This window comes from Pseudomonas sp. TMW22091 (genome assembly GCF_022496705.1).
Lineage (GTDB): Bacteria > Pseudomonadota > Gammaproteobacteria > Pseudomonadales > Pseudomonadaceae > Aquipseudomonas > Aquipseudomonas saxonica.
In genome coordinates this window covers 1-24,590 of sequence record NZ_SCFI01000016.1, presented here as the reverse complement: position 1 = coordinate 24,590, position 24,590 = coordinate 1, and the positions used below count along the sequence as shown (strand labels likewise).

25 protein-coding genes and 1 other RNA gene are annotated in these 24,590 nt (G+C 57.4%); 12 read left to right on the top strand and 14 right to left on the bottom strand.

Translation table 11 applies throughout. The features are described 5' to 3' along the window. Positions 1–101: 101 nt before the first annotated feature. A complete protein-coding gene (locus tag EQV93_RS21260; protein WP_122785329.1) occupies positions 102–551 on the bottom strand; it encodes an EVE domain-containing protein in 450 nt (149 codons plus the stop codon). Between the two features lie 195 nt (positions 552–746). Here EQV93_RS21260 and EQV93_RS21255 point away from each other — a divergent pair, with 195 nt between their 5' ends. Beyond that, the gene (locus EQV93_RS21255; protein WP_122785328.1) at positions 747–896 is read left to right on the top strand and encodes a hypothetical protein; all 150 of its coding nucleotides are present in this window, start codon (positions 747–749) and stop codon (positions 894–896) included. Between the two features lie 46 nt (positions 897–942). Here EQV93_RS21255 and EQV93_RS21250 read toward each other — a convergent pair whose 3' ends face one another. From EQV93_RS21250 to EQV93_RS21235, 4 genes are all read right to left on the bottom strand, one after another. Then, on the bottom strand, positions 943–1,542 hold the full coding sequence (locus EQV93_RS21250) for a 5-formyltetrahydrofolate cyclo-ligase (RefSeq protein ID WP_122785327.1): 600 nt from the start codon (positions 1,540–1,542) through the stop codon (positions 943–945). Positions 1,543–1,629: 87 nt separating this feature from the next. Next, positions 1,630–1,807: non-coding RNA, 6S RNA (ssrS, locus tag EQV93_RS21245), on the bottom strand. A gap of 31 nt (positions 1,808–1,838) precedes the next feature. Further along, complete coding sequence (locus EQV93_RS21240; protein ID WP_122785326.1) at positions 1,839–2,156, bottom strand: cell division protein ZapA; 318 nt, start codon at positions 2,154–2,156, stop codon at positions 1,839–1,841. Then, positions 2,153–2,362 (bottom strand): TIGR02449 family protein, encoded by a 210-nt coding sequence (locus EQV93_RS21235; RefSeq protein ID WP_122785325.1) that lies wholly within the window; start codon positions 2,360–2,362, stop codon positions 2,153–2,155. Before EQV93_RS21235 ends, EQV93_RS21240 begins: the two co-directional genes overlap by 4 nt. A 133-nt stretch (positions 2,363–2,495) precedes the next feature. Between EQV93_RS21235 and EQV93_RS21230 the strand changes: the two genes are divergently transcribed. The 8 genes from EQV93_RS21230 (at position 2,496) to gcvH (ending at position 11,501) form a co-directional block, all read left to right on the top strand. Then, positions 2,496–3,050 carry a YecA/YgfB family protein gene (locus EQV93_RS21230; protein WP_240892402.1) on the top strand — a complete coding sequence of 185 codons (555 nt, stop codon included), beginning with the start codon at positions 2,496–2,498 and terminating at the stop codon, positions 3,048–3,050. Between the two features lie 29 nt (positions 3,051–3,079). Continuing rightward, complete coding sequence (pepP, locus tag EQV93_RS21225) at positions 3,080–4,414, top strand: Xaa-Pro aminopeptidase (protein ID WP_122785323.1); 1,335 nt, start codon at positions 3,080–3,082, stop codon at positions 4,412–4,414. After that, the gene (gene ubiH / locus EQV93_RS21220; RefSeq protein WP_146385010.1) at positions 4,411–5,598 is read left to right on the top strand and encodes a 2-octaprenyl-6-methoxyphenyl hydroxylase; all 1,188 of its coding nucleotides are present in this window, start codon (positions 4,411–4,413) and stop codon (positions 5,596–5,598) included. Before pepP ends, ubiH begins: the two co-directional genes overlap by 4 nt. Before the next feature lie 84 nt (positions 5,599–5,682). Continuing rightward, positions 5,683–6,900 (top strand): 2-octaprenyl-3-methyl-6-methoxy-1,4-benzoquinol hydroxylase, encoded by a 1,218-nt coding sequence (locus EQV93_RS21215; protein ID WP_199750968.1) that lies wholly within the window; start codon positions 5,683–5,685, stop codon positions 6,898–6,900. 130 nt (positions 6,901–7,030) lie between these two features. Further along, positions 7,031–8,032, top strand: a complete 1,002-nt coding sequence (locus EQV93_RS21210) for an extracellular solute-binding protein (protein WP_122785320.1) — start codon at positions 7,031–7,033, stop codon at positions 8,030–8,032. A 167-nt stretch (positions 8,033–8,199) separates the two neighbouring features. Beyond that, the gene (locus tag EQV93_RS21205) at positions 8,200–9,816 is read left to right on the top strand and encodes an ABC transporter permease (RefSeq protein WP_146385006.1); all 1,617 of its coding nucleotides are present in this window, start codon (positions 8,200–8,202) and stop codon (positions 9,814–9,816) included. 156 nt (positions 9,817–9,972) lie between these two features. Continuing rightward, positions 9,973–11,055 (top strand): glycine cleavage system aminomethyltransferase GcvT, encoded by a 1,083-nt coding sequence (gcvT, locus tag EQV93_RS21200; RefSeq protein ID WP_240892401.1) that lies wholly within the window; start codon positions 9,973–9,975, stop codon positions 11,053–11,055. Positions 11,056–11,117: 62 nt separating this feature from the next. Further along, positions 11,118–11,501, top strand: a complete 384-nt coding sequence (gene gcvH / locus EQV93_RS21195) for a glycine cleavage system protein GcvH (protein ID WP_240892400.1) — start codon at positions 11,118–11,120, stop codon at positions 11,499–11,501. Between the two features lie 152 nt (positions 11,502–11,653). On the opposite strand, the gene EQV93_RS21190 is transcribed toward gcvH, so the two are convergent. The 8 genes from EQV93_RS21190 to EQV93_RS21155 all read right to left on the bottom strand — a co-directional run bounded on the left by EQV93_RS21190 (position 11,654) and on the right by EQV93_RS21155 (position 21,484). Beyond that, positions 11,654–12,796, bottom strand: a complete 1,143-nt coding sequence (locus EQV93_RS21190; RefSeq protein ID WP_240892399.1) for a DegT/DnrJ/EryC1/StrS family aminotransferase — start codon at positions 12,794–12,796, stop codon at positions 11,654–11,656. Positions 12,797–12,968: 172 nt separating this feature from the next. Then, the gene (locus tag EQV93_RS21185) at positions 12,969–13,283 is read right to left on the bottom strand and encodes a DUF2388 domain-containing protein (protein WP_122785315.1); all 315 of its coding nucleotides are present in this window, start codon (positions 13,281–13,283) and stop codon (positions 12,969–12,971) included. Positions 13,284–13,362: 79 nt separating this feature from the next. Further along, on the bottom strand, positions 13,363–15,156 hold the full coding sequence (locus tag EQV93_RS21180) for a GspE/PulE family protein (RefSeq protein WP_240892398.1): 1,794 nt from the start codon (positions 15,154–15,156) through the stop codon (positions 13,363–13,365). 313 nt (positions 15,157–15,469) lie between these two features. Further along, on the bottom strand, positions 15,470–16,402 hold the full coding sequence (locus EQV93_RS21175; protein ID WP_122785313.1) for a hypothetical protein: 933 nt from the start codon (positions 16,400–16,402) through the stop codon (positions 15,470–15,472). Between the two features lie 230 nt (positions 16,403–16,632). Then, positions 16,633–17,109 carry a YMGG-like glycine zipper-containing protein gene (locus tag EQV93_RS21170; RefSeq protein WP_122785312.1) on the bottom strand — a complete coding sequence of 159 codons (477 nt, stop codon included), beginning with the start codon at positions 17,107–17,109 and terminating at the stop codon, positions 16,633–16,635. A gap of 208 nt (positions 17,110–17,317) precedes the next feature. Then, positions 17,318–19,666, bottom strand: a complete 2,349-nt coding sequence (locus EQV93_RS21165; protein WP_122785311.1) for an FdhF/YdeP family oxidoreductase — start codon at positions 19,664–19,666, stop codon at positions 17,318–17,320. After that, complete coding sequence (fdhD, locus tag EQV93_RS21160; RefSeq protein ID WP_122785310.1) at positions 19,663–20,502, bottom strand: formate dehydrogenase accessory sulfurtransferase FdhD; 840 nt, start codon at positions 20,500–20,502, stop codon at positions 19,663–19,665. The genes EQV93_RS21165 and fdhD overlap by 4 nt, the downstream gene beginning before the upstream one ends. Positions 20,503–20,596: 94 nt before the next feature. After that, positions 20,597–21,484 carry a LysR family transcriptional regulator gene (locus tag EQV93_RS21155; protein ID WP_146384994.1) on the bottom strand — a complete coding sequence of 296 codons (888 nt, stop codon included), beginning with the start codon at positions 21,482–21,484 and terminating at the stop codon, positions 20,597–20,599. A 115-nt stretch (positions 21,485–21,599) separates the two neighbouring features. Here EQV93_RS21155 and lysM point away from each other — a divergent pair, with 115 nt between their 5' ends. Beyond that, positions 21,600–22,040, top strand: coding sequence for a peptidoglycan-binding protein LysM (lysM, locus tag EQV93_RS21150; protein WP_240892397.1), 441 nt, complete (start codon positions 21,600–21,602; stop codon positions 22,038–22,040). An 80-nt stretch (positions 22,041–22,120) separates the two neighbouring features. On the opposite strand, the gene yrfG is transcribed toward lysM, so the two are convergent. After that, positions 22,121–22,783, bottom strand: coding sequence for a GMP/IMP nucleotidase (gene yrfG, locus EQV93_RS21145; protein WP_122785307.1), 663 nt, complete (start codon positions 22,781–22,783; stop codon positions 22,121–22,123). An 88-nt stretch (positions 22,784–22,871) separates the two neighbouring features. Here yrfG and nudE point away from each other — a divergent pair, with 88 nt between their 5' ends. Beyond that, entirely contained in the window at positions 22,872–23,438 is a 567-nt protein-coding gene (nudE, locus tag EQV93_RS21140; RefSeq protein ID WP_146426285.1) for an ADP compounds hydrolase NudE, read from the top strand. Further along, entirely contained in the window at positions 23,435–24,277 is an 843-nt protein-coding gene (gene cysQ, locus EQV93_RS21135) for a 3'(2'),5'-bisphosphate nucleotidase CysQ (protein WP_122785305.1), read from the top strand. The genes nudE and cysQ overlap by 4 nt, the downstream gene beginning before the upstream one ends. Positions 24,278–24,590: the final 313 nt, after the last annotated feature.

Below are 24,590 nucleotides of genomic sequence, written 5' to 3'. Positions count from 1 at the left end.
TAGTTTGACGATTTCAAGTCCGATGGACCTTGATTCCAATCAAAGGAAGTCCAGAGCCTAGACGCTAAAACAGGATGTTGCCTGCCGACCTTCGGCAGCTGCTACGCGTTAGCCATCACCACCGCCCATTGCTCCGGTGTCACGGGCATCACAGAAAGGCGGCTGCCTTTTTGAACCAGCGGCATCTCGGCCAATGCAGTTTGTTGTTTCAGGTAGTCGAGCGTGATGACCTTGGCAAAGGTGTGTACGTGGGCCACTTGCAGGGCGCTCCACGGGTTCTTCTCGGGGGTTGCCTTGGGGTCGAAGTAGTGGCTTTGCGGATCAAGCGCAGTGGGGTCCGGGTAAGCCGCCTGAACGATTCGCCCCACACCGGCAATCCCGGGTTGTGGACAGCTGGAGTGATAGAAAAAGAATTCGTCCCCGACGGCCATGGAGCGGATGAAGTTGCGCGCCTGATAGTTACGAACACCGTCCCAACGAGCTTCGCCCAGCTTCTGTAAATCTTTGATCGAGAACTCGTCAGGCTCGGATTTCATTAACCAATAGGCCATTTTTCCTACTCCTTAAATGCGGCGTGGTCATATTGTCTGGCAAGCGGTTTGTAAACCGACAGTCGGTTGACGTCAGTATTTGCGTGTCTGTTCGTGTTGCCTCAGAATGCCGGGATTTTAAGCTTGACGCTGCTGCACGGCCTATAACAAAAACCGTTGCTTCATCGTATTGATGTGCCTGAAGGGGGGCAATCAATGAAACGCAAACCGGATTTACTGTGGATGTTGGTTATTTTGTTCGGTTTGGGCGTGGTTACAACCGGTTATGCGCAAAGCCTCTGGTCGAACTCGACCGACGCGCCGATTGAGTTGGCGCAACAGCAAATACCACCGTTTAAACGCTAAACACTTTCTGGTTAGGGCATCGCTTATTTCAGTGATGCCTTGGTTGTCAGTGGGCGACGTACCAACGACTGTCCGAGACGGTGCCCTGCAAGGGTACATCCCAGCTGGCTTGGGCCAGAGTCGGTACTTTTTGGCATTCGTGGGCCAGCCCCAATAGCGTTGGCTTGCGCCAGCATTGACGTCGTGCCAGATACGCCAGGCTGCGGTCATAAAAACCGCCGCCCATGCCCAGTCTTCCCCCTGTGGCATCAAACCCAACCAATGGCAACAGCACCAGGTCGAGTGTCCAGACCTTGCGTTGACGTGCGCTATTGATAAGGGGCTCAAGAATGCGAAAACGGTTGGGGATAAGCTTTTCGCCGGGAGCGATACGCTGAAACACCATCTTGGTTTTAGGCCACGCGCTGAGCACCGGCAGGTAGGTGATCTTGCCCCGTCGTTGAGCTTCTTTGAGCAGCAGGCGCGGGTCGATTTCACCGTCTGTTGGCAAGTACAGGGCAATGTGTTTGGCGCGGCGAAACAGTGGGTGTTGCGCCAATTGCCGATACAGGCCACGGGCGGCCTGACGTTGCGCGCAGGGCGATAGTTCGCGGCGGGCTTTGCGCAATTGTCGGCGAAGTTGTGGGCGTGTCACCGGTTCGGTCATGGTGGCGTGCAGTTCAAGGTCGAGTCACCGGACGGTGTACCCGTGAAAGCCAATGCCAGCAAGAAGCTGGCATTGCGCTAATAAATCAGGCTCCCCGACGTACCGCTGTCGGCTTGGCCCTTGAACCCGAAAGTTCAAGGTGGAAGTTGCAGTAGACCTTAAGGCTTTCCGTCTAGCGGACATGCACACCGGCCCAACGTGCAAGCTCCAGGGTAGTGCGAATCGGCTCAGGGACATCGCTAACTGGCGAATACTCCAGGGAGTGGCGCGAGTATACCCCAAAGAAACCTTTTGAATCAGCTTTGACGTTCGTTCGGATCAGCGGCGAGCACCACATCGACGCGTTCAAGCAGATCGCGTACCTGTTCGCGGGTGGAACCGCTGGTCTGAACTTCAGCGACTTCCTGTTTGTGCAACAGATCGTGAGTGATGTTCAGCGCGGCCATCACGGCAATACGATCGGCGCCAATCACTTTGCCGCTGCTGCGAATTTCGCGCATTTTACCGTCCAGATATCGAGCGGCGCTCACCAGATTGCTGCGTTCTTCCTGGGGGCACATGATCGAATAGTCTTTATCGAGAATCTGTACGGTGATGCTGTTACTTGAACTCATGAGTCTTGCTCCAGGGCTTTGAGGCGCGAAATCATCGATTCCACCTTGTGTCGGGCGATTTCGTTTTTTTCAATGAGGTGCGCGCGTTCCTCGCGCCAAGTCTTTTCCTGAGCTACTAAGAGTCCGTTTTGGCGGTTAAGTTGCTCGACTCGGGCAATCAGTAATTCAAGTCTAGCCATCAGTGCATGCAGGTCAGTGTCTTCCATTAGGTCCTACTGTGTTTTTCTGATGGAGGGTGAAAGCCAACCGTATTGACGCCTTGATGGTCTGGCTCGTCTGCCGATGCTACGATACAAGGCCTCCATTCTAGACATAGCGCCGCTTGGCGCCTAGCTGACCATGCCTATTCAGAATTCCCCGTATCAAGCTTTTGTAACCCTGCTCACTGACAGCGGTCATTCCGTCTCGCCTGCTGAACTGCACGGCCATTTACTGGGCCGCAGTTGTGCTGGCGCCGGTTTTGAGCACGAGGCCTGGTTGGCTGAGGCCACCGAGCTACTTTCCGGTGAGCCGCAGGACAACGTACGCAATGCCTTGATCGGTTTGCAAGAGATGGTCAAAGGTGAACTGACCAGTGACGACATGACCGTCGTACTGCTGTTGCCGACCGACGATGCTCCGCTGCCCGAGCGCGCCGCAGCGCTGGGTGAGTGGTGCCGTGGTTTCCTCAGCGGTTTCGGCCTGAACCGTCGCGAATATGCGATGAGCGATGAAGCCAACGAAGTGCTGCGCGATCTGGCGGCTATTTCTCAGGTGCAAGACGCCCTGGAAGAGTCCGAAGACGCCGAGACCGACTACATGCAAGTGATGGAGTACCTGCGTGTTGCGCCGCTGTTGCTGTTTACCGAAACCACAAAGTCCGAAGCGCCGGCTGCCAAGCCTTCACTGCACTGATTGATCGCCAAGAGGGAACCCGTCTGCCCATGATCCATATCCCGAAATCGGAATACACACGTCGCCGCAAGGCGTTGATGGAGCAGATGGGGCCTAACAGCATCGCGATATTGCCTGCTGCGCCAGTGGCTATTCGCAATCGTGATGTCGAATACCTTTACCGTCAGGACAGCAATTTCCAGTACCTGAGCGGTTTTCCCGAGCCTGAGGCCGTGATCGTTTTGATCCCCGGTCGTGCCCATGGGCAATACGTGCTGTTTTGTCGCGAGCGCAACCCCGAGCGAGAGCTGTGGGACGGCCTGCGCGCCGGGCAAGAAGGTGCTATTCGTGACTTCGGCGCAGATGATGCGTTCCCCATCACTGACATTGACGACATCCTGCCGGGCTTGATTGAAGGCCGTGACCGGGTGTATTCGGCGATGGGTAACAACCCGCCCTTCGACCGTCACCTGATGGACTGGATCAACACCATCCGCTCCAAGGCCGATTTGGGGGCCCAGCCACCAGAGGAATTCGTTGCGCTGGATCACCTGCTGCATGATATGCGTCTGTATAAATCCGCGTCTGAAATCAAGGTCATGCGCCATGCGGCGCAGATCTCGGCCCGAGCTCACATCCGTGCAATGCAGGCCAGTCGGGCCGGTTTGCATGAGTACAGCCTTGAAGCAGAGCTGGATTACGAATTTCGCAAAAGCGGGGCAAAAATGCCCGCCTATGGCTCTATCGTCGCTGCTGGCGATAACAGCTGCATCCTTCATTACCAAGAGAATGACGCCCTGCTCAAGGACGGCGATCTGGTATTGATTGATGCGGGCTGTGAGATTGACTGCTATGCCAGCGATATTAGCCGTACGTTCCCTGTAAACGGCCAGTTCTCGGTGGAACAGAAAGCCATTTATGAACTGGTGCTGGCCTCGCAAGAAGCGGCTTTTGCCGAGATTGCTCCCAACAAACACTGGAATCAGGCGCACGAAGCCACGGTGCAGGTCATCACGGCGGGCCTGGTTGAACTCGGTTTGTTGCAGGGCGATGTCGATGAGTTGATCGCCAGCGAAGCCTATAAATCCTTTTACATGCACCGTGCCGGGCACTGGCTGGGGCTTGATGTGCATGACGTTGGCGAATACAAGGTCGGCGGTGAATGGCGCGTGCTGGAACCCGGCATGACCTTGACGGTTGAGCCGGGTATCTACATCAGCCCCTCTAACATGCAAGTCGCAAAAAAATGGCGCGGCATCGGTGTACGCATTGAGGATGACGTAGTGGTCACTAAAAATGGCTGTGAAATTCTGACGGGCGACGTGCCCAAAACCGTCGCCGAAATCGAAGCCTTGATGGCCTCTGCGCGGACGAACGCAGCATGAGCCGTGTCAGTCTGGCAATCATTGGTGGTGGTCTGGTCGGAGCCAGCCTGGCCTTGGCGTTGCAGTCCGGGGCAAAGGCGCGCGGGTGGAAAATCGTCCTGATCGAACCCTTTGCGCCCGGCAACACTTACCAGCCGAGTTATGACGCCCGCTCTTCGGCGCTTAGTTATGGTGCCCGTCTTATCTATGAGCGCATGGGCGTGTGGTCGGCGATTGCCGAACGTGCCGAGCCGATCAAGGATATTCACGTTTCTGATCGCGGTCGCTTCTCCACCGCCCGCTTGTCCGCTCGTGAAGAGGGCGTTCCGGCCTTGGGGTACGTGGTCGAAAACGCCTGGTTGGGTCAATGTTTGTGGAAAGGTCTGGACCCTGAAGTGATCAGCTGGCGGTGTCCGGCCGAAGTTACCCACATGCAGCCGATGGAGACGGGCTACCGGTTGACCCTCAACGACGAAACCTCGCTCGACTGCGACCTTGCAGTACTGGCTGATGGCGGGCGTTCGGGCTTGCGTGAACAGTTGGGTATCAATGTGCGCAAGCGTCCTTACGACCAGAGTGCGTTGATTGCCAACATCACTCCCAGCCAGCCCCATGACGGCATGGCGTTTGAACGCTTCACCGACGAAGGGCCGATGGCCTTGCTGCCCTTGCCCGACAATCGCTGCGCATTGGTGTGGACGCGTCTGGGAATGGATGCCAAACGCCTTGCCGATGTGGACGAGCGCAGCTTCTTGCGCGAATTGCAGAGCGTGTTCGGCTATCGTCTGGGCACGCTTAAGCAAGTCGGCGCGCGGCATTTGTACCCGCTGACACTGGTCGAAGCTGATGAACAAGTACGGCCGCACCTTGCGGTACTGGGAAATGCGGCTCACAGCCTGCATCCAATCGCGGGGCAGGGCTTCAACCTCTCGTTGCGCGATGCTCAGGCTTTGGCGGATGTGCTGTTGGCGAGTGACAAAACGCCCGGCGATTTGGCTACGCTGTTGAGTTATCAACAGCACCAGATGCCTGATCAACAACTGACCATTGGTTTCTCGGACCAGGTGACGCGTTTGTTTGGCAGCGATCAAACGCTGGTATCCCTGGGCCGCAACCTCGGCTTGCTGGGCCTCGACCTGATGCCGCCAGCCAAGCGCTGGTTTGCCCGTCAGGCCATGGGGCTGGGCACCCGCGCAGACAGTTGATGACGACCGGCGCTCAAGTGCCGGGTCGAACCCTTTTTTCAGATGCGGCCATTGCCGCTCACGAGACAGGCTTAAAGCATGGAAATGCGCGCAGATTTGCTGATTGTTGGGGCCGGAATGGTCGGAAGCGCCCTTGCGCTGGCGCTCAAAAATAGCGGACTGAACATCCTGTTGCTGGATGGCAGCCCGTTGAGCGTTAAACCCTTCACGGCCCAAGCCCCTTTTGAGCCTCGCGTGAGCGCATTGTCGGCGGCCAGCCAACGCATCCTTGAGCGTCTGGGGGCGTGGGAGGGCATTACTCAGCGGCGTGTCAGTCCGTACTCGCACATGCACGTGTGGGATGGCAGCGGCACCGGGCAGATCCACTTCTCGGCAGCCAGTGTGCATGCCGAGGTGCTGGGGCATATTGTCGAAAACCGAGTGGTGCAGGACGCGTTGCTGGAGTGTGTGCAGGGCGCTGACATTGAAATGCTGGCCAATGCGCGCCTTGAGCAGATGCGCCGCTCGGGTGATGACTGGCTGCTCACGCTGGCTGATGGCCGCACCTTGCGTGCTCCGCTGGTGATTGCTGCCGATGGCGCCAACTCCGCAGTACGCCGTCTGACCGGCTGTGAGACCCGTGAGTGGGATTACCAGCATCACGCCATCGTGACCAGTGTGCGTTGCGCGCAGGCTCACCAGCGAACCGCCTGGCAGCGTTTTACTGACAACGGGCCATTGGCATTCCTGCCTTTGGAGCGCGAAGGTGAACAAGACTGGTGTTCGATTGTTTGGTCGACCACGCCTGAAGAGGCCGAACAGTTGATGGGGCTCGAGGACGAGGCTTTTTGCCGCGCGCTGGAATTGGCTTTTGAAGGCCGACTGGGCGCCGTGCTCAGCGCTGATCCACGAGTATGCGTTCCCCTGCGTCAACGTCATGCCAAACGCTACGTGGCTGAAGGCCTCGCACTGATCGGCGATGCGGCGCACACCATTCACCCGCTGGCCGGGCAGGGAGTCAATCTGGGTTTTCTGGATGCCGCAGTGCTGGCCGATGTGCTGTTGCATGCGCAGGACCGTGGCGAACGCCTGGCAGATGTACGGGTACTGAGCCGTTATGAACGTCGACGCATGCCGCACAATTTGGCGCTGATGGCCGCGATGGAAGGCTTTGAGCGACTGTTCCAGTCCGACTCGCTCACTGCGCGGCTGGTGCGTAATACCGGTTTGAAGTGGGTCGATAAAATGCCTGAAGCAAAAGCCCTTTTCGTGCGCCAGGCGCTGGGCTTGAGCGGAGATTTACCGCCGTTGGCCAAGGCGTGATGGGGGGCGATTACTTCGCTCCTGCCTTTTTAGTAACATCTAGTAACGGCTCGAGGGCGAGTTCGGTTGAGATGGCAAATGTGATTCACTACCATTTACACCCGATTCGCATCACGAGAGACCGCCTCCCATGCTGGCACCCAAGCGTCTACTGACTGCCCTGGCCCTTACCGTTTTTGCGAGCAGTGTGTCTGCTGCCGATGAAGTGGTGGTGTATTCCTCGCGTATCGACGAGCTGATCAAACCGGTATTTGATGCCTACACCGCCAAGACCGGGGTCAAGGTCAAGTTCATCACTGATAAAGAAGCGCCGCTCATGCAGCGCATTAAGGCCGAGGGCGAAAACGCCACCGCCGATCTGTTGCTCACCGTAGACGCCGGTAACCTGTGGCAAGCCGAACAAATGGGCATACTGCAGCCGCTCAAGTCGGACGTGATTGATCAAAACATCCCTCCTCAGTACCGCTCCTCATCCCACCAGTGGACAGGCCTTAGCCTGCGTGCACGTACCATCGCCTACGCCACCGACCGGGTGAAACCAGAAGAGTTGTCGACCTACGAAGCCCTCGCCGACAAGAAGTGGGAAGGGCGCTTGTGTCTGCGCACGGCTAAAAAGGTCTACAACCAGTCGCTCACGGCCACGATGATCGAAGTGAACGGCCCGGAGAAAACCGAACAAATTCTCAAAGGCTGGGTTAATAACCTGTCCACTGACGTGTTTTCCGATGACATTGCGGTGCTTGAGGCCATCAACGCCGGGCAATGCGACGTCGGCATCGTCAACACCTACTACTACGGCCGCCTGCACAAGCAAAAGCCGGACCTGGGTGTGAAGCTGTTCTGGCCAAATCAAGCGGATCGTGGCGTGCACGTCAACTTGTCGGGGATCGGTTTGACCAAATATGCACCGCATCCTGAAGCTGCCAAGGCGCTCGTGGAATGGATGACTACGCCAGAAGCGCAGGCGATTTTTGCCGGTACCAATCAGGAGTTTCCGGCTAACCCCGCAGTTGCGCCTTCGGCTGAAGTGGCCAGTTGGGGCAGTTTCAAGGCCGACGCCCTGCCGGTTGAAGTGGCAGGCAAGCGGCAGGCCGAAGCCATCCGCATGATGGACCGTGCGGGCTGGAATTGATTAAAAGCCCCTCACCCCAACCCTCTCCCGGAGGGAGAGGGTGCTGATGGCAGGCGTCACGCCAATCTGCTTTTGCATTTAGTCCCCTCTCCCTCCGGGAGAGGGCTAGGGTGAGGGCAGCATTAGCCCTACACTCCCTCGCATTACCCACCTTCCGAGAGTTTTTTGTGGCCCATCCTGCCCAACGTCGCTGGTATCCGCTGGTTTTTACCATTGCTGCTCTAGTGCTGTTACCGCTGAGCGTACTGTTGCTCTCCTGGCAAAGTATCGACTCGCAGATCTGGAGCCACCTCTGGGACACGCAGATGCCACGCTTGCTGGGCAACACCCTGACATTGATCGTCGGGGTTGGTATTGGCGTGACGCTGCTGGGGGTCAGCCTGGCGTGGTTGACCAGCTTGTGTGAGTTCCCCGGCAGACGCTGGCTGGACTGGGCGCTGATGCTGCCCTTCGCGATCCCGGCCTATGTGTTGGCGTTTGTTTTTGTCGGCCTGCTGGATTTTGCCGGGCCCGTGCAGACCTTGCTGCGGGAATGGTTTGGCATGGGCCTGCGCTTGCCGAGGGTGCGATCCACCGGCGGTGTGATCATCGTGCTGATGCTGGTGTTTTATCCCTACGTTTACCTGCTGGCGCGTACGGCATTTCTCGCCCAGGGCAAAGGTTTGATGGAAGCCGCTCGCGTGCTGGGCCAAAGCCCGTGGCAGGCGTTCTGGCGAGTTGCCTTGCCGATGGCGCGACCGGCGATTGGGGCGGGCGTTGCTCTGGCATTGATGGAAACCCTTGCTGATTTCGGTGCGGTGTCGGTGTTTAATTTCGACACCTTTACCACCGCCATCTACAAAACCTGGTACGGGTTCTTCAGCCTTTCAACAGCTGCTCAATTGGCCAGTTTGTTGTTGCTGGTGGTCATGGTGGTGCTGTACGGCGAACGCCGGGCACGCGGTGCCAGCCGGGCCAGCAACGAGCGGCCACGGGTCAAGGCGTTGTATCACTTGCGTGGGCCCAAGGCATGGTTGGCCAGCGGTTGGTGCTTGTTGGTCTTTGCCTGTGCGTTTGTGATTCCCATGCTGCAACTGGTGGTGTGGTTCTGGCAGCGCGGACGCTTTGATCTGGATGAGCGCTACACCGGGCTGATTCTTCACACCTTGTATTTAGGTGCCATGGCCGCGTTGATTACGGTCAGCGTCGCATTAGTGCTGGCGTTTGCCCGACGTCAGGCACCCACACCAGCGATTCGGGCCGGGGTCAGCCTGGCCAATCTGGGCTATGCCTTGCCGGGTTCCGTGCTCGCGGTCTCCATCATGCTGGCTTTCAGCTACCTGGATCGTGAACTAGTGATTCCACTGTCCGGCTGGTTGGGTGGGGCGGGTAAGCCGCTCTTGCTCGGCAGCCTGTCAGCCTTGCTGCTGGCGTATCTGGTGCGCTTTATCGCTGTGGCCTATGGCCCGCTTGAAAGCAGTCTGGCGCGCATTCGTCCTTCATTGCCTGAGGCCGCCCGGAGTTTAGGCGTGAGTGGCCCACGACTTTTTATCAAGGTGTATCTGCCGTTATTACTGCCCGGCACCTTGAGCGCCGCATTGTTGGTGTTTGTCGATGTGCTCAAAGAAATGCCCGCAACCCTGCTGATGCGTCCATTTGGGTGGGATACGCTGGCGGTGCGTATTTTTGAGATGACCAGTGAAGGCGAATGGGCGCGGGCTTCTTTGCCCGCGCTGACGTTGGTGCTGGTTGGTCTACTGCCGGTCATCGGGTTGATTCGCCGTTCCGCCCATCGCAACGGTTAGGTGCCAGTGCTTGCCCATGCGGCTACAATGCGCCGCATTCGGTGCGGTTTGTCTGTCAGGCCGGGTTCTCTGTTAAACGGTTCAAGGTCTCTGCCTGAGATCTGAAATGTTTAACATGCCTGTCCGCACCTTCGCCACGCCCGGAAGGAGAAACCCATGGGACAGCGTACGCCTCTGTATGACCTGCATCTCGCCCTAGGCGCGAAAATGGTCGATTTTGGCGGTTGGGATATGCCCCTGCATTACGGCTCGCAAGTTGAGGAACACCACGAGGTGCGCCGCGACTGTGGGGTTTTTGATGTTTCGCATATGACCGTGATTGACGTCATCGGTGATCAGGCCAAGGAATGGCTCCAGCATTTGTTGGCCAACGATGTCGACCGTTTGAACACGCCCGGCCGCGCACTCTATAGCGCCATGCTCAATGAGCAGGGCGGCGTGGTTGACGACATGATTGTCTACCTGATGCCCACGGGTTATCGGCTAGTCGTCAATGCCGCCACTCGTGAACAGGATCTGGCCTGGATGTCGGCTCAGGCTCAAGGTTATGCCGTACAACTGCTGGAGCGGCCCGAGCTGGCGCTGCTGGCCATACAAGGCCCACACGCTCGGCACAAAGTCGCCGAACTGGTGGATCAGGCCCGTGGCCAACTTATCCAGCAACTCAAGCCCTTCGAAGGGCACAGCTGCGGTGACTGGTTTATCGCCCGTACCGGCTATACCGGCGAAGATGGCCTGGAAATTATGCTCCCGGCTGACCAGGCCCCGGCGTTCTTCAACGATCTGGTGGGCGCCGGTATATCCCCTATTGGCCTGGGTGCCCGCGATACGCTGCGTCTTGAGGCGGGCATGAACCTCTATGGGCAGGATATTCACCTGTCTGTCTCGCCACTTTCAGCCAATATGGCCTGGACCATTGCGTGGGAACCGGCCACACGTCAGTTTATTGGGCGCGCTGCGCTGGAGGCTGAAAAAGCCGGCGGCGTACCGCTCAAACTGGTGGGTTTGGTGCTTGAAGAGCGCGGCGTATTGCGTGCCCATCAGGTTGTTCGGATCGCGGGTATTGGCGAAGGGGAGATCACCAGTGGTAGTTTCTCTCCTACGTTAAGCAAGTCGATTGCTTTGGCGCGAGTTCCGACGGCTACGGCAGACCGTGCCGAGGTCGAAATTCGGGGTAAGTGGTATCCGGTTCGCGTGGTTAAACCGACTTTTGTTCGTCTGGGCAAAGCCTTGATCTAACCTTTACTGGCAGGCTTGTACCCTGTGCAAGCCGCCGACAATTCCTTTTGAGGACACTGAATATGAGCAATATCCCTGCCGAGCTGCGTTTTGCTGAAAGTCACGAATGGGCCCGCCTGGAAGCTGACGGCACGGTGACCGTGGGCATTAGCGATCACGCTCAGGAAGCCTTGGGGGATGTGGTGTTTGTTGAGTTGGCCGAAATCGGTAAAGTATTTGCCGCAGGCGAGACGGCAGGTGTCGTGGAGTCGGTAAAGGCCGCTTCGGACATCTACGCGCCAGTGTCTGGAGAAGTGGTTGCGGTCAACGAAGACCTGGCTGACAGCCCGGAAAGCCTGAACAATACTCCGTACCAGTCCTGGATTTTCAAACTCAAGCCAAGCGATACCGCTGAACTGGACAAACTGCTGGACGCTGCCGGTTACAAAGCCGCGATTGGCGAGTAAACCACTCTTGTAGCAGCTGCCGCAGGCGGCGTTCGGTTGCGCAGCAATCGTAAATTCGGTGCTCACGATTTTATTGATAGACCGTGATCACAGGTTTTACGACGACGGTGTCGCCGGACGCAGCCTTCGGCAGCTGCTACGGGGGATGTGGTTTACGCGTCTTTCAATACCGCTTTCACCGCCGCCACCGAGCGCTCGACGTCGGCTTTGGTCATTGCCGTAAACATCGGCAGCGATACGATCAAGCGCCCGACCCGTTCGGAAATTGGCAGCATGCCTTCGCTAAACCCTCGCGCGCGATACAAGCTCAACAAGTGAATCGGCGGGTAGTGATAACCCACGCCGACACCCAGCGCCTGCATCTCTTTCATGAAGGTAGCGCGGGCAGGTTCACCGTCTTTGCGTTCAGGCAGCACGAGCTGGAATAAATGCCAGTTGGTGTTATTGAAGTCAGCCACCGGCAGTTGCGCACCGTACTGCGCCTCAAACTCAGGGCCGAAGCTGTCGAAGTAGTGTTTAGCCAACTCGCGGCGATGCGCCGTAATGGCTTCGATATGGGCAAACTGGCCCAGACCAATGGCGGCCGCAATGTCCGTCATATTGAATTTGCCGCCCAATACATCCACGTCCAGGCCATCGAAGCCACTGCGGGTAACGCCTTGCAGGCGGTACTTCTCGGCCAGACGCGCTTCCTCTTCATTATTCAGTACCAAACAGCCGCCTTCGGATGACGTGATGTTCTTGTTGGCCTGAAAACTGAAGGATACAAAATCACCGCGTGCGCCGATGCGTTGGCCGTTCCAGCTTGAGCCCAAGGCTTGTGCGGCATCTTCAACCACCCGCAGGTTGTGTTTTTTGGCCAGTGCGTAGAGGGCCTCCATGTCCACTGGCAAGCCCGACAGATAGACCGGGATGATTGCCTTGGTACGTGGCGTGATGGCCGCCTCGACTTTTGTCAGATCAATATTGCGAGTCACCGGGTCTATATCGGCAAATACGGGGGTGGCGCCGACTTCGAGAATCACATTGGCCGTTGCGACCCATGAAATAGAGGTGGTGATGACTTCGTCTCCAGCACCGATGCCCGCGATGCGCAGAGCAATTTCCATCGTGCAGGTGCCGGAGTTGAAGGTACGCACCGGGCGACCGCCAAAATACTCCGAAAGCTGGGCTTCGAACGCCTGAACCTTTGGCCCGCTGGTGATCCAGCCTGAGCGCAATACGTCGCCCACGGCAGCAATGGTGGCTTCATCAATAGTGGGTTTGGAAAACGGCAGGAAAGGCAGTGAGCTCATAGCGGCAAGACGTCCGATGTGAATAGGTATGGGAACACAGGTTCAGATCATACCCAGAGCGTGACTCATATCGGGTGAAATTTCTGTATGAGGGCTGAATGGCAGGTCAGCATCCCGTAATTACACAGCCGCGGCGTAGGCCAGGAGCCGGTAATTACGGGAGCCGGGAGGATTACTCCGCTGTAGCGTTTTTGGCCAGAATGGCGTTGGCCAATTCCATGTCGCTCACATTCAACTGCGGGTTATCCGCGCGCACTTGTTGCATGGCGGACTCCAGGTACGGGCCACGAATCGAGCCATTGCTGGCTACAAAGCTCCCCGCATCATCTTGGGCGGCAATGACCTTACGGTCTTTTTTGAAGGTCAGGTACGTGGACCCTGTTGTGGCACCCGAAGACAACACATTACGCCAAAATGTGTCGGCCATTGCTGAACCAACAGGAAGGGACAACAGGGCGATAGCGGCGACAGCATATTTGAGGCGCATAACGGTGACTCCGAATAAATTATATGAGTGTTTGATACTCCATATGTCAGTCTAGTTCCGCTGTAAGCCTGCCATCGCCCTAAATATTAACGGGTCGTCGGGAGACCATCTCGGGCGTCACACGTAATGCTTCTTCCATTGAAGTCAGGCCTGCGACCACTTTACTGGCTGCTGCCAGCCTTAAAGGTTGCATGCCTTCAGCGCAGGCTTCGCGACGAAGGGCACTTACATCGGTTTGCGGGCCAATTAGGGCACGCAGGCGGTCACTCATCACCATAATCTCGTAAACCCCGGCTCGCCCGCTGTAACCGCTGCCCCGACATTCCTGACAGCCTTTTGCACGACAGGTGTGTGCGGGCACCGAGGTGTGCCAGTTGGCCGCGAAGCTCTGCCAGTCATGTTGCGTCAAGGGCTGTTCGACCTTGCACTCCGGGCACAGGGTTTTAACCAGCCGTTGAGCCATGACACCGAGCAGGGCCGCTTTTATTAGATAAGGCGCAATACCGAGTTCTTGTAAGCGGTTGATTGCGCTCGGCGCATCGTTAGTGTGCAGGGTGGATAGCACCAAATGGCCGGTCAGCGCGGATTGGATCGCCATTTCAGCCGTTTCCAGATCGCGTATTTCGCCGAGCATGATGATGTCCGGGTCCTGACGCAGCAGGGCGCGCAGACCATTGGCGAACGTCAGGTCGATATTGGGTTGCACCTGCATTTGATTAAAGGCCGGCTCAATCATCTCGATTGGGTCTTCCAGGGTGCACAGGTTGACCTGCGGCGTGGCCAGTTGCTTGAGGGTCGCGTAGAGGGTGCTGGTTTTGCCTGAGCCGGTAGGGCCGGTAATCAAAATAATACCGCTGGTTTGACGGGTCATGCGCTCCCAGCGCTGCAGGTCATCCGCACTAAAACCCAGCTGGTCGAAAGTTTTGAGCACCACGTCAGGATCGAAAATACGCATGACCAATTTTTCGCCAAAAGCGGTGGGCAACGTGGAAAGTCGCAATTCAATGTCCGTACCGGCCGGGGTTCGGGTTTTCAGGCGCCCGTCTTGCGGTCTGCGTTTTTCGGCAACGTTCATGCGGCCCAATGTTTTGAGGCGGCTAACTATCGCCATCGTGACCTGTGGGGAGAACGGGTAAACGTCATGCAGCGCGCCGTCGATCCGGAAGCGCATGCAACCCTGCTCTCGACGCGGCTCGATATGAATGTCGCTGGCGCGTTGTTCAAAGGCGTACTGGAAAAGCCAATCCACGATATTGACGATGTGTGCATCATTGGCATCCGCGTCTTGATCGTGGGACCCGAGGGTGAGTAGCTGTTCACGGCCGGTCTGGCTGCCGTTGTTTTGATCATTCAACGCGGCGCCAGTGACCGATTTTGCCAAGGCGTAAAATTCCACAGTCAGCCGCTGAATCTCCTGTGGGTTGGCCAGGACTCGCCTGATAGGCCGTTTGAGCACCTGCTTGAGGTCTGCCTCCCAATTGCGCACCCAGGGCTGTGTGCAGGCAATGCTGACGGTCTGCTCATCTGTCGCCACGACGAGGATTTGATGCCGTTGAGCAAACGCGAACGGCATCAGCCCGGTGACCGTTGTCACATCAATTTTGAGCGGATCGATGCGCAAATAAGGCAAGTGGCACTGATGGGCGAGCCAGGCGGTGAGGGTTTCAATATCGAGGGTTTTGCCGGGCCGGCTGGGGTCCTTGAGCTGCTGGCCGGCCAGAAATACCAGCGGGTGCGTGCGCACGTGAGGGGCTTCACCGCTGTGGATCATGGCTTGCTCGGCACACGCGGGATGAACGCGGCCCTGAGTGAGCAGCAGAGAGAGAATGTGGGTGAGTTCCAGCCACTGATCATGGGGTGGGGCGGTGTGCATAAACGCTCCTGCTAGCACGTGCTCGGACAGGTCCTTGTCCGGGCTGAACTGCAAAGCCTAGATGCACCGCGTTTATACCCACGTGGTGATTCGTTGCCAGGTATTACCCCAAAATCTGTTCCGCCGATGCATTGGCTGGACCAGATTGCCCTTGCCTGCCGGTTTAGTCAGCAAAAAAAACGGCCTTCAATGTGAAGGCCGCTCTTGGTTTATTGCACTGTTATCAATGAACAAACAGCGCAATCAGGATGATGATCGGGATTGGAATACCGAGAAAAAACAGCAGAAGTGAGCGCATTTTTATTCTCCAGAATTAACGAAGGGTAGTAGTGGTGTGGTCTACGTACGTCACTGCATCGCGGCGGCGACCACCGAAGGTGGCGCACAGACTGGCGAAGAACGCGCCGATCAACAGGGTGATAAACATCCACAGGGTGGTCCAGGCGGCAACCTTGGCTGCTGTGTCTGCGGCTTCCTTGGCTTTTACTTTGGCTTCTTCGATGGCTTGATGAGCTTTGGTGTAGACCTGATCCACCCGTTGCTCAGCTTCTGGCTGGCTCAGGTTGGTACGTTGGGCGACGATCTGCGCCAAGTACGTACGGTCTTCGTTACTCAGTTGGCCATCGTTGCCCAGGCTGCGCACAAAGATGCGGGTCACGATGCCGTGGGCAGCGTCTTCACTGACTGCAGTGCCGCGATCATCGCGAAACAGCGTGTCGATGAAGTAATCAGTGCCATTGCCCGCCCCTTTATTCGCTTGGCTGCCTGCGGCGCTACCGGCTGCACTGCTCATGGCCGAGGCTGCACCTGAGGCTACGCTGGCACCGGCTTGCACACCGCTACCAATTACGCTGCTCACTGAACCAGCGACCAATGTGGCTGTGACCAGCGTAGCTACTGCCCACGACAGAAAGCCGTGCGCGGTGTCGCGAAAGTACACCTCGTCGCCATGCAGGCTGGCCCATTTCACCCGCAGACGGCCGGCCAGATAGCCGCCCATGCCCGAAGCGATAATTTGCGTCACAGCGAGCCAGATAATGGCAGTAATGCCTAGCCCTTTAGCCCCTACGCCTTCATTCGCCCAAGGCGATACGGCGGAAAAGCCCAATCCTGCGCCAAGCATCAAAAGCAGCAAAGAAAGTGCGGCAGCGGCAGCGGCACCGGCAAAGATGGCAGCCCAGGAAACACCGGAGTGTCCTGAGGTGTCTTGCAGGGCCGCGGGATAGTTTTCTGTTGTCCCGATCATTTTTGTTGTGCTCCTGAAGTGGCTGGTTGTGACGTTCACTCAGGAGATTGCAGGGGGTGTGCCAATCTGTGTTTTTAGGTTTTTCTTTATTTTTCAGCAGGTTAAAAAATCAAAGGCTCTGCCGAGTCATGCAGCTTGCATGACAGGGGTTAAACAGGCGGGCGTAATGCATTGAAACAATTTTAAGCGCCAACAAAAACGGGAGCCTTGTGGGCTCCCGTCGTTGGGTATCAATGATGACGATGTTTGTTCTTTTTGCGATGACCGTACGCATGGCCACGGCCACGGTGGTCGTCGCGGTAATAGCGGCGGTTGTCGCGGTTGTTGTAACGGCGATCATCGGCGTCGCTTTTATTACCCATGTAGTTGCCCAGCGCACCGCCGGCACCTCCGCCCGCTGCTGCACCGACCAGTGCGCCCGTGCTGCCACCGACGCTACGGCCCAGAACGTTGCCGCCTGCGGCCCCGAGCGCGCCACCAATAGCGGCTTCGCCACGGCTGCGCTTGTCAGCACCCACGGCACTGCCCGCTGCGCCGCCGACGCCTGCGCCAATGGCAGAGCCGGTCGAGCCGCCGAGCTGTTGTCCAACTACGGCGCCAAGAACTCCGCCTAATGCGCCGCCTACACCGGCTTCGGTGGTGCCACCGGCCGAGGCAACGCCACTGACCAGGCCAAGGGACAACAAGAGAATAGAGGTGAGCTTCATAGGTGAGTCTCAAATGGATGACGGCGCGATCCTGAGCCTCAAAAGGGTTGGTTACAATCGAAATCCGACCAGTAACACGAGTTGTACACAATTCTCTAAGTTATTGTTTTTGATAGGGAACTTATCGGGTTTTTGGCGGTCTGTTAATTAGTTCGATGAGGCCGTTTTCGTGAGGAAACGGCCTTTTTTGTGGGTGAGGTCCCGCCGTTTAACCCGCCTTGGCCACAATCATGTTCGACGCTGTCGCGGGCTCCAGATAGATCGCCACGAACTTGGACGTCGGCGTGTGGCTACCGTCCCCCGTGCTCTCAAGCGGCACCAGCGGGTTGACCTCTGGATAGTATGCCGCCGCCTGACCTGCCGGAATATCGAATGCCAGCAACGTGAAGTTTTTCACCCGACGCTCACGTTCATCATTCCAGATCGAAACGATGTCGACTTTTTGTCCCGGCTTGAAGCCCAGGCGGATGATGTCGGCTTCGTTCACGAAGAGCACGTCACGTTGCCCCTTAACGCCACGATAGCGGTCATCAAGGCCATAAATGGTGGTGTTGTACTGATCGTGCGAGCGCATCGATTGCAGAATCAAATCAGGCAGACGGCCATTGGCGCGGGCGCGGGCATCGACCAGATCATGGGGCAATTGATTGGGCCGAAAGTTGGCGCGTTTGCTGGGTGTGTTCCACTGCCGGGCGCCTGCTGAGTTGCCGAGGTAGAAACCGCCGGGGTGTTTAATCCGCTCGTTGAAATCTTTGAAACCGGGAATGGTGTCGGCAATCAGGTCGCGAATGCGGCTGTAGTCAGCCACCGTCCAGTTCCAGTCAATGGGGTAAGTGCCCAGGGTCGCGGCTGCAATGCCAGCAATAATGGCGGGCTCCGAACGCATCTGATTCGACAAGGGCTGCAATTGGCCGTTTGAGGCATGCACCATGCTGAACGAGTCTTCAACCGTTACGGCTTGCGGACCTTCGGCCTGGATGTCGATATCGGTGCGGCCCAGGCACGGCAGAATCAAGGCTTCTTTGCCGTGCATCAAATGGCTGCGGTTGAGTTTGGTGCTGATCTGAACGGTCAGGTCGCAATTGCGCAGCGCTTCGGCGGTGCGTGGGCTGTCTGGCGTGGCTTGGGCAAAGTTGCCGCCCAGGGCAATAAATACTTTGGCGCGCCCCTCAAGCATGGCGTGGATGGCTTCAACCACATTGTGGCCGTTTTCACGCGGTACCTTGAATTGGAAACGACGCTCCAGCGCATCAAGAAACGCTGCGGGCGGGCGTTCGTTGATGCCCATTGTGCGGTCGCCCTGCACGTTACTGTGGCCACGTACCGGGCACAGACCTGCACCGGGGCGGCCGATATTGCCGCGCAGGAGCATCAGGTTGGCAATTTCCTGAATGGTTTGCACCGAATGCCGGTGTTGGGTGATACCCATCGCCCAGCACATGATCACGTTTTTACCTTTGAGGTACATACGTGCGGCACGCTCGATGTCGACCAGTGTCAGGCCTGACTGTTCGACGATGTGATCCCACGGTGTGTCATCAAGGCTGGCGGTGTAATCCAGAACACCGGCGGTGTGCTCATTCAAAAACCCGTGATCAAACACGGCTGGCTCGCCAGCGGCTTGAGCGTCGCGCTCCCACTGCAGCAGAAACTTGGCCATGCCCCGCAGCAGTGCCATGTCGCCACCCAGCGCCGGGCGCAGATAAGCGGTGTTGGTCGGGCGGTCGCCGTTGGTGAGCATTTCGAGAGGGTGCTGCGGGTGCTGGAAGCGCTCCAGACCGCGCTCTTTGAGCGGGTTTACGCACACCACCTGAGCGCCGCGCTGCACGGCTTCGCGCAGAGGCTCCAGCATCCGTGGGTGGTTGGTGCCGGGGTTCTGCCCCAGCACGAAAATCGCGTCGGCGTGTTCAAAGTCGTCAAAGGTCACGGTGCCTTTGCCCACCCCAATGCTTTGGGCCAGGGCCACGCCGCTGGCCTCATGACACATGTTTGAGCAGTCCGGGAAATTGTTGCTGCCCAATGCCCGCACAAAGAGTTGGTACAGATAGGCGGCTTCGTTACTGGCTCGCCCCGAGGTGTAAAACTCGGCTTCGTCAGGGCTAGAGAGATTCAACAAGTGCCGGGCGATCAACGCAAATGCGGCTTCCCAACTAATAGGCACATAGCGGTCGCTGTCGGCGTCATAGCGCATGGGTTCAGTCAGGCGGCCTTGATATTCCAGCCAGTAGTCGCTTTGCTCCAACAACGCGCTGACGCTGTATTTGGCGAAGAACGCGGCATCCACCCGGCGTTTGGTCGCTTCCCAGTTCACCGCTTTGGCGCCATTTTCGCAGAACTTCACCAGGCCGCTTTCAGGCGAGTCGCCCCATGCGCAGCCGGGGCAGTCGAAACCGCCGTTCTGGTTGGTCTTGAGCATCATGCGCAGGTTTTTCAGCGCGTTATCACTGGTCAACCATGCCTGCGCCACACTGATCAGCGCGCCCCAGCCGCCTGCCGGGCCTTTGTAGGGCTTGTAGCGTGGAGTTGGGGTTTTATCGGCTTGATGATGCGTGCTCACGGTTGATTCTCCTGCGCCGGGCTGTACACCCGAGGCGCGCTTTTTTGTGGCAGATGAATAAGGTTGAGGTTGTGCCGGCGGGCCCATTGCAACGCCAGCCCGGTCGGTGAAGACAGGCTGATAAGGGTTTGAATGCCCGCGCGCAGTACTTTTTGGATCAGCTCAAGGCTGCACCGGCTGGTGACAATGGCTGAACCACCGGTCAGATCGATCTGCTTGCGTACCAGTGCGCCGATCAATTTATCGAGGGCGTTATGCCGGCCAATGTCTTCGCGACCCATCACCAACTGGCCTTGACCGTCCATAAACACCGCGGCATGTACGGCCCCGCAATGCTGGCCCAAAGGTTGAAAGTCGCTGATACGCTGGCGTAAGCCGTCTAGCCACTGCACGGGAGGCAACGCTGCGCCCGCCAGCACCTTGAGATCCGGCAGCGCTTGTTCAACTGCTTCAACGCCACACAGGCCGCAACCACTGGTGCCAGCCAGCTGGCGGCGTTGCTGTTTGAGATTCCAGAAGGCACGGCTGGCGATTTCGACCTGAGCATACTGAGCCGAACCGTTACCGGTCAGTTTGAGGTCATAGATTTCGCTGGCGTCATGAATGATGCCGCTGCCCAGGCTGAAGCCGACAATAAAGTCTTCAAGGTCTGTGGGGGTGACCAGCATCACGGCCTGACTGATGCCGTTATAGGCAATCGCCAGCGCGACTTCTTCGGCCAAAGCCGTTTCGCCACGGCTGCTGTGGTCCATTGCCGTGTACTGATAGGTCTGGCTGGCAGCGGGCGCGGCCGACATTGAGGCGGGCGCCGGGCACACCGGGCGCTTGGCGTTCATAAGGCAATACCGACGTAGAGGTCAGTACTAAGCCTAGGCGCGGCACAAGGTCGCGTCTAATCGCTAGCATTGATCTAGCGATAGATGGCGTCGATCAATCGGGCTTGAGTGATTTTTGGTAGAGCGCAAAGCAGGCTTCCGCAAGGGCGGAGCGCGGTGCTTCCCGGCGCATGATCAGGCCCAGTTGAGACAGGGTTTTAGCCTCTGCAATGGGGTGCAGCCGCAAGTCATCGGTCAGTGCTTCAAGGCCGCCATCCAAGGGCATCACCGCACAGCAGAGCCCGCCGTGAACGGCTTGAAGCAATTGATGAACTGCATCGGTTTCGATCAACGGCTTGGGCGTAAGGCCGCGACTGTGAAAGTTATGATCAATGGACTGACGAAAGTGCATGCCACTGCTGAGCAGGCCCAGCGGCAATTCAATCAGCGCTTCCCAGCTCAACGGCTGCTCGCCGAAGCTGAAATGCCGCTGGTCGTAAAGCAGTCCCATGCGTGTTTCGCCGAAGGCCTGAAAATCAAAACGTGCGTGATCCAGGCGGTCAAGGTAAGAAACGCCCACGTCCAGCCGGTTACTGGCGAGTTGCTCAAGTATTTGTTCAGAACTGAGCGCCGACAACTCAAAGCGCAGTTCGGGATGCTCTTGGTGCAAGCGATGTAATAAAGGTAACGGGTCGAAACTCGACAAAGGCACCACACCCATGCGCAGCGTGCCGATCAGGTTACCGCGACAGGCGGCCGCTTCGGCCTGGAGCCCGTCATAGGCAGCAAGCACCGTTCTGGCCCAGGCGAGGACGCGTTCGCCAGGCGCCGTAAAGCTTTCAAAGCGCTGGCCGCGATTGACCAGTTGCAAGTCGAGCTCTTGCTCCAGGCTGCGCAGGCGCATGGACAGTGTGGGTTGGGTAATGTGACATCGCGCGGCGGCTTGTCCGAAATGCCGAGTTTCGTCGAGGGCAATCAGGAATTTCAGCTGTTTAATGTCCATCGTCGCTCCACGCGTGACTCACCGCCAGATTCTAACGTGCCGGCCATGAAACGTACTCTGCCAATGTTGGTCTACGCTTATGTATCTGGATAACTCAACCCTAGGAGCGTGATTCATGAGTATTATTAACTTTATCAAAGAAGCTGGCGAAAAAGTGATCGACTTACTGACACCGGGCAATGCCCACGCGGGCGAGGAACTGAAAAAGCACGTCGAGCAAGTTGGGTTGGGCAATCCAAATATCACGGCCACCGTTGAAGGCGACAAAGTGACGGTGAGCGGTGAAGTGGCCACGCAAGAAGAGAAAGAAAAAATCATTCTGGCGGCGGGCAACATTCAGGGCGTGAGCAGTGTTGAAGACAAGATCACGGTTACCGGGCCAGTGGTTGTGGCCTCGCGTTTTGTGGTGGTCAAAGCGGGTGACACACTAAGTGCCATTTCCAAAACCGTGTACGGTGATGCCAACCTGTACAACAAAATCTTCGAAGCCAATAAACCGCTGCTCAAGGACCCGAACAAAATCTATCCGGGCCAGACCCTGCGTATTCCTGAATAAACCTCTGTAGTCGCTGCCGCAGGCTGCGAATGAGCTGTCGACGCTCATCGCAGCCTTCGGCAACGGCTACACGGGCATGGTTACAGGCCATTCAGCAACGCTCGATAATCCTCCAATGCGGCAAATTCCTCGGTGTCTTTCGGGCCCTTGTTGCTGTCTGGCTGTTTGACCGCCAGCAAGTGAGCCACGCCATACGCACGGGCGCTTCGCAGGATCGGCAAGGTGTCGTCGATAAACAGGCTGCGGCCCGGATCAAAACCAATATCGGCCTGCAAAGCATCCCAAAATGCCGGGCTTTCCTTGGGGAAGCCGTAATCGTGGGAACTGATCAGGCGTTCGAAGTAGGGCGCCAGCTCAATGCGCTCCAATTTCAATGAAAGTGAATCGCGGTGAGCATTGGTGATCATGATCACCCGTTTACCGGCTTGCTTGACTGCGGCCAGAAAGGTGTCTGCATCGGGGCGCAATGCAATCAAGTGCGCTGTTTCGAGCTTGAGTTCGCGCACCGGTAGTTTCAATTCGGCGCTCCAGAAATCCAGGCAATACCACTTCAGCAGGCCGGCATTGCGCTCAAACAGCGGTGTCAGTTCCAGATCGGCCATCGCCCGGCTAATGCCGTGCAGGTCGGCATAACGCTGCGGCAAATGTTCCAGCCAAAAATGATTGTCGTAATGCAGGTCGAGCAGCGTGCCATCCATATCGAGCAATACAGTATCAATGTCGCCCCAAGGTAAGGCTGTCATGTAAAACTTCTCCCGCAATTGAAAAACATCCGACACAGACAATCGGAAAAGCCGGGGTATAGTAACCCGTTCATATTGAGGAGCCGCTATGCGCCAAAAACCCACCGTACTTGCCCGCGAAATTGTTGCCAGTAGCCGATTGTTTCGAGTCGAAGAAGTGCAGCTGCGCTTTTCCAATGGCGTTGAACGCACGTATGAGCGGTTAGTGGGGCGCGGTAACGGTTATGGCGCGGTCATGATTGTGGCGATGGTCGACGCCGAACACGCGATTCTGGTTGAAGAGTATTGCGGCGGCACCGACGAGTACGAAATTTCCTTGCCTAAAGGCCTGATTGAGCCGGGCGAAGACGTTCTGGCCGCTGCCGAACGAGAGTTGAAAGAAGAGGCGGGCTTCGGCGCACGTCAGTTGGAGCATTTGACCGAACTGTCACTGTCTCCCGGTTACATGAGTCAAAAAATTCAGGTGGTATTGGCCACAGACCTCTATGAAGAACATCTGGAAGGCGATGAGCCTGAACCGATGCGCGTTGATCGTGTGAATCTGCGTGAGCTGTCGAGCTTGGTGCTCAACCCTCAATTCAGCGAAGGCCGTGCATTGGCTGCGTTGTATTTGGCGCGAGATGTGCTGACCCAGCGTGGGGAGTTTCAACCGTGAGTGAGTGGCCGCACCCGTTGCTGGAAGGCGTTATCAAACTGGCCCATGCCGCAGGGGACGCCATTCTGCCGTTCTGGCGTGCGGATGTTGCAGTGACCGCTAAAGCGGATGACTCACCGGTTACCGCGGCTGATCTAGCGGCACACCATGTGCTGCTGGACGGCTTGACGGCCCTGGACCCGAGCATCCCGGTATTGTCCGAGGAGGACGCCAATATTGCGCAAGGCATTCGTGCTGGCTGGACGCGCTGGTGGTTGGTTGACCCGTTGGACGGCACTAAGGAATTTATCAACGGTAGTGAAGAGTTCACCGTGAATGTTGCGCTGATTGAGCGCGGGCGCGTCGTGTTTGGCGTGGTATCCATGCCGACCAGCGGCCGTTGTTACTACGGTGGTGCTGGTTTGGGGGCCTGGCGTGCCGATGGCGATGTAATTGCGCCTATTAGCGTGCGTCACGTGCCGCCTGCGGGTGAGGCATTGACGGTGGTCGCCAGCCGTCGGCATTCCAGCCCTGCGCAAGAGCGCCTGTTGGCGGGATTGACTGAACAGTTGGGCGAGTTGAAGTTGGTCAGTGTTGGCAGTTCGTTGAAGTTTTGCTTGTTGGCTGAAGGGGCGGCCGATTGCTATCCGCGTCTGGCGCCGACTTCGCAATGGGACACGGCGGCGGCGCAAGGGGTACTGGAAGGTGCTGGCGGCGTTGTGCTGCAACTCGATGGTGAGCCGTTCAGTTACCCGGCGCGTGAATCGTTGCTCAATGAGAGCTTTTTGGCGTTGCCGGCTCAGGCGCCGTGGCGCAAGGCCTTGCTGGATTTAGCCAAGGTCAAGAGCCCCTCACCCTAACCCTCTCCCAGAGGGAGAGGGGACTAAAAGCAAAAGCAGATTTTCACTTCACCACATATCAGCTCCCTCTCCCAGAGGGAGAGGGGACTAAAAGCAAAAGCAGATTTTCACTTCACCACACATCAGCTCCCTCTCCCAGAGTGAGAGGGGACTAAAAGCAAAAGCAGATTTTCACTTCATCACACATCAGCTCCCTCTCCCTCCGGGAGTGTATGGACCGGGGACATCGCGAACACTTTGTTCGGAGACATAGCGAACAGTTAGCGAAGCGATTTCCCTGATATTACAACCTTGGTCACTCTGTCAATTTGAG

Excerpts from the sequence above, each read along its gene's own strand:
- EQV93_RS21260 (WP_122785329.1), bottom strand. The coding sequence starts at position 551 with ATGGCCTATTGGTTAATGAAATCCGAGCCTGACGAGTTCTCGATCAAA.
- EQV93_RS21255 (WP_122785328.1), top strand. The coding sequence starts at position 747 with ATGAAACGCAAACCGGATTTACTGTGGATGTTGGTTATTTTGTTCGGT.
- EQV93_RS21250 (WP_122785327.1), bottom strand. The coding sequence starts at position 1,542 with ATGACCGAACCGGTGACACGCCCACAACTTCGCCGACAATTGCGCAAA.
- EQV93_RS21240 (WP_122785326.1), bottom strand. The coding sequence starts at position 2,156 with ATGAGTTCAAGTAACAGCATCACCGTACAGATTCTCGATAAAGACTAT.
- EQV93_RS21235 (WP_122785325.1), bottom strand. The coding sequence starts at position 2,362 with ATGGAAGACACTGACCTGCATGCACTGATGGCTAGACTTGAATTACTG.
- EQV93_RS21230 (WP_240892402.1), top strand. The coding sequence starts at position 2,496 with ATGCCTATTCAGAATTCCCCGTATCAAGCTTTTGTAACCCTGCTCACT.
- pepP (WP_122785323.1), top strand. The coding sequence starts at position 3,080 with ATGATCCATATCCCGAAATCGGAATACACACGTCGCCGCAAGGCGTTG.
- ubiH (WP_146385010.1), top strand. The coding sequence starts at position 4,411 with ATGAGCCGTGTCAGTCTGGCAATCATTGGTGGTGGTCTGGTCGGAGCC.
- EQV93_RS21215 (WP_199750968.1), top strand. The coding sequence starts at position 5,683 with ATGCGCGCAGATTTGCTGATTGTTGGGGCCGGAATGGTCGGAAGCGCC.
- EQV93_RS21210 (WP_122785320.1), top strand. The coding sequence starts at position 7,031 with ATGCTGGCACCCAAGCGTCTACTGACTGCCCTGGCCCTTACCGTTTTT.
- gcvT (WP_240892401.1), top strand. The coding sequence starts at position 9,973 with ATGGGACAGCGTACGCCTCTGTATGACCTGCATCTCGCCCTAGGCGCG.
- gcvH (WP_240892400.1), top strand. The coding sequence starts at position 11,118 with ATGAGCAATATCCCTGCCGAGCTGCGTTTTGCTGAAAGTCACGAATGG.
- EQV93_RS21190 (WP_240892399.1), bottom strand. The coding sequence starts at position 12,796 with ATGAGCTCACTGCCTTTCCTGCCGTTTTCCAAACCCACTATTGATGAA.
- EQV93_RS21185 (WP_122785315.1), bottom strand. The coding sequence starts at position 13,283 with ATGCGCCTCAAATATGCTGTCGCCGCTATCGCCCTGTTGTCCCTTCCT.
- EQV93_RS21180 (WP_240892398.1), bottom strand. The coding sequence starts at position 15,156 with ATGCACACCGCCCCACCCCATGATCAGTGGCTGGAACTCACCCACATT.
- EQV93_RS21175 (WP_122785313.1), bottom strand. The coding sequence starts at position 16,402 with ATGATCGGGACAACAGAAAACTATCCCGCGGCCCTGCAAGACACCTCA.
- EQV93_RS21170 (WP_122785312.1), bottom strand. The coding sequence starts at position 17,109 with ATGAAGCTCACCTCTATTCTCTTGTTGTCCCTTGGCCTGGTCAGTGGC.
- fdhD (WP_122785310.1), bottom strand. The coding sequence starts at position 20,502 with ATGAACGCCAAGCGCCCGGTGTGCCCGGCGCCCGCCTCAATGTCGGCC.
- EQV93_RS21155 (WP_146384994.1), bottom strand. The coding sequence starts at position 21,484 with ATGGACATTAAACAGCTGAAATTCCTGATTGCCCTCGACGAAACTCGG.
- lysM (WP_240892397.1), top strand. The coding sequence starts at position 21,600 with ATGAGTATTATTAACTTTATCAAAGAAGCTGGCGAAAAAGTGATCGAC.
- yrfG (WP_122785307.1), bottom strand. The coding sequence starts at position 22,783 with ATGACAGCCTTACCTTGGGGCGACATTGATACTGTATTGCTCGATATG.
- nudE (WP_146426285.1), top strand. The coding sequence starts at position 22,872 with ATGCGCCAAAAACCCACCGTACTTGCCCGCGAAATTGTTGCCAGTAGC.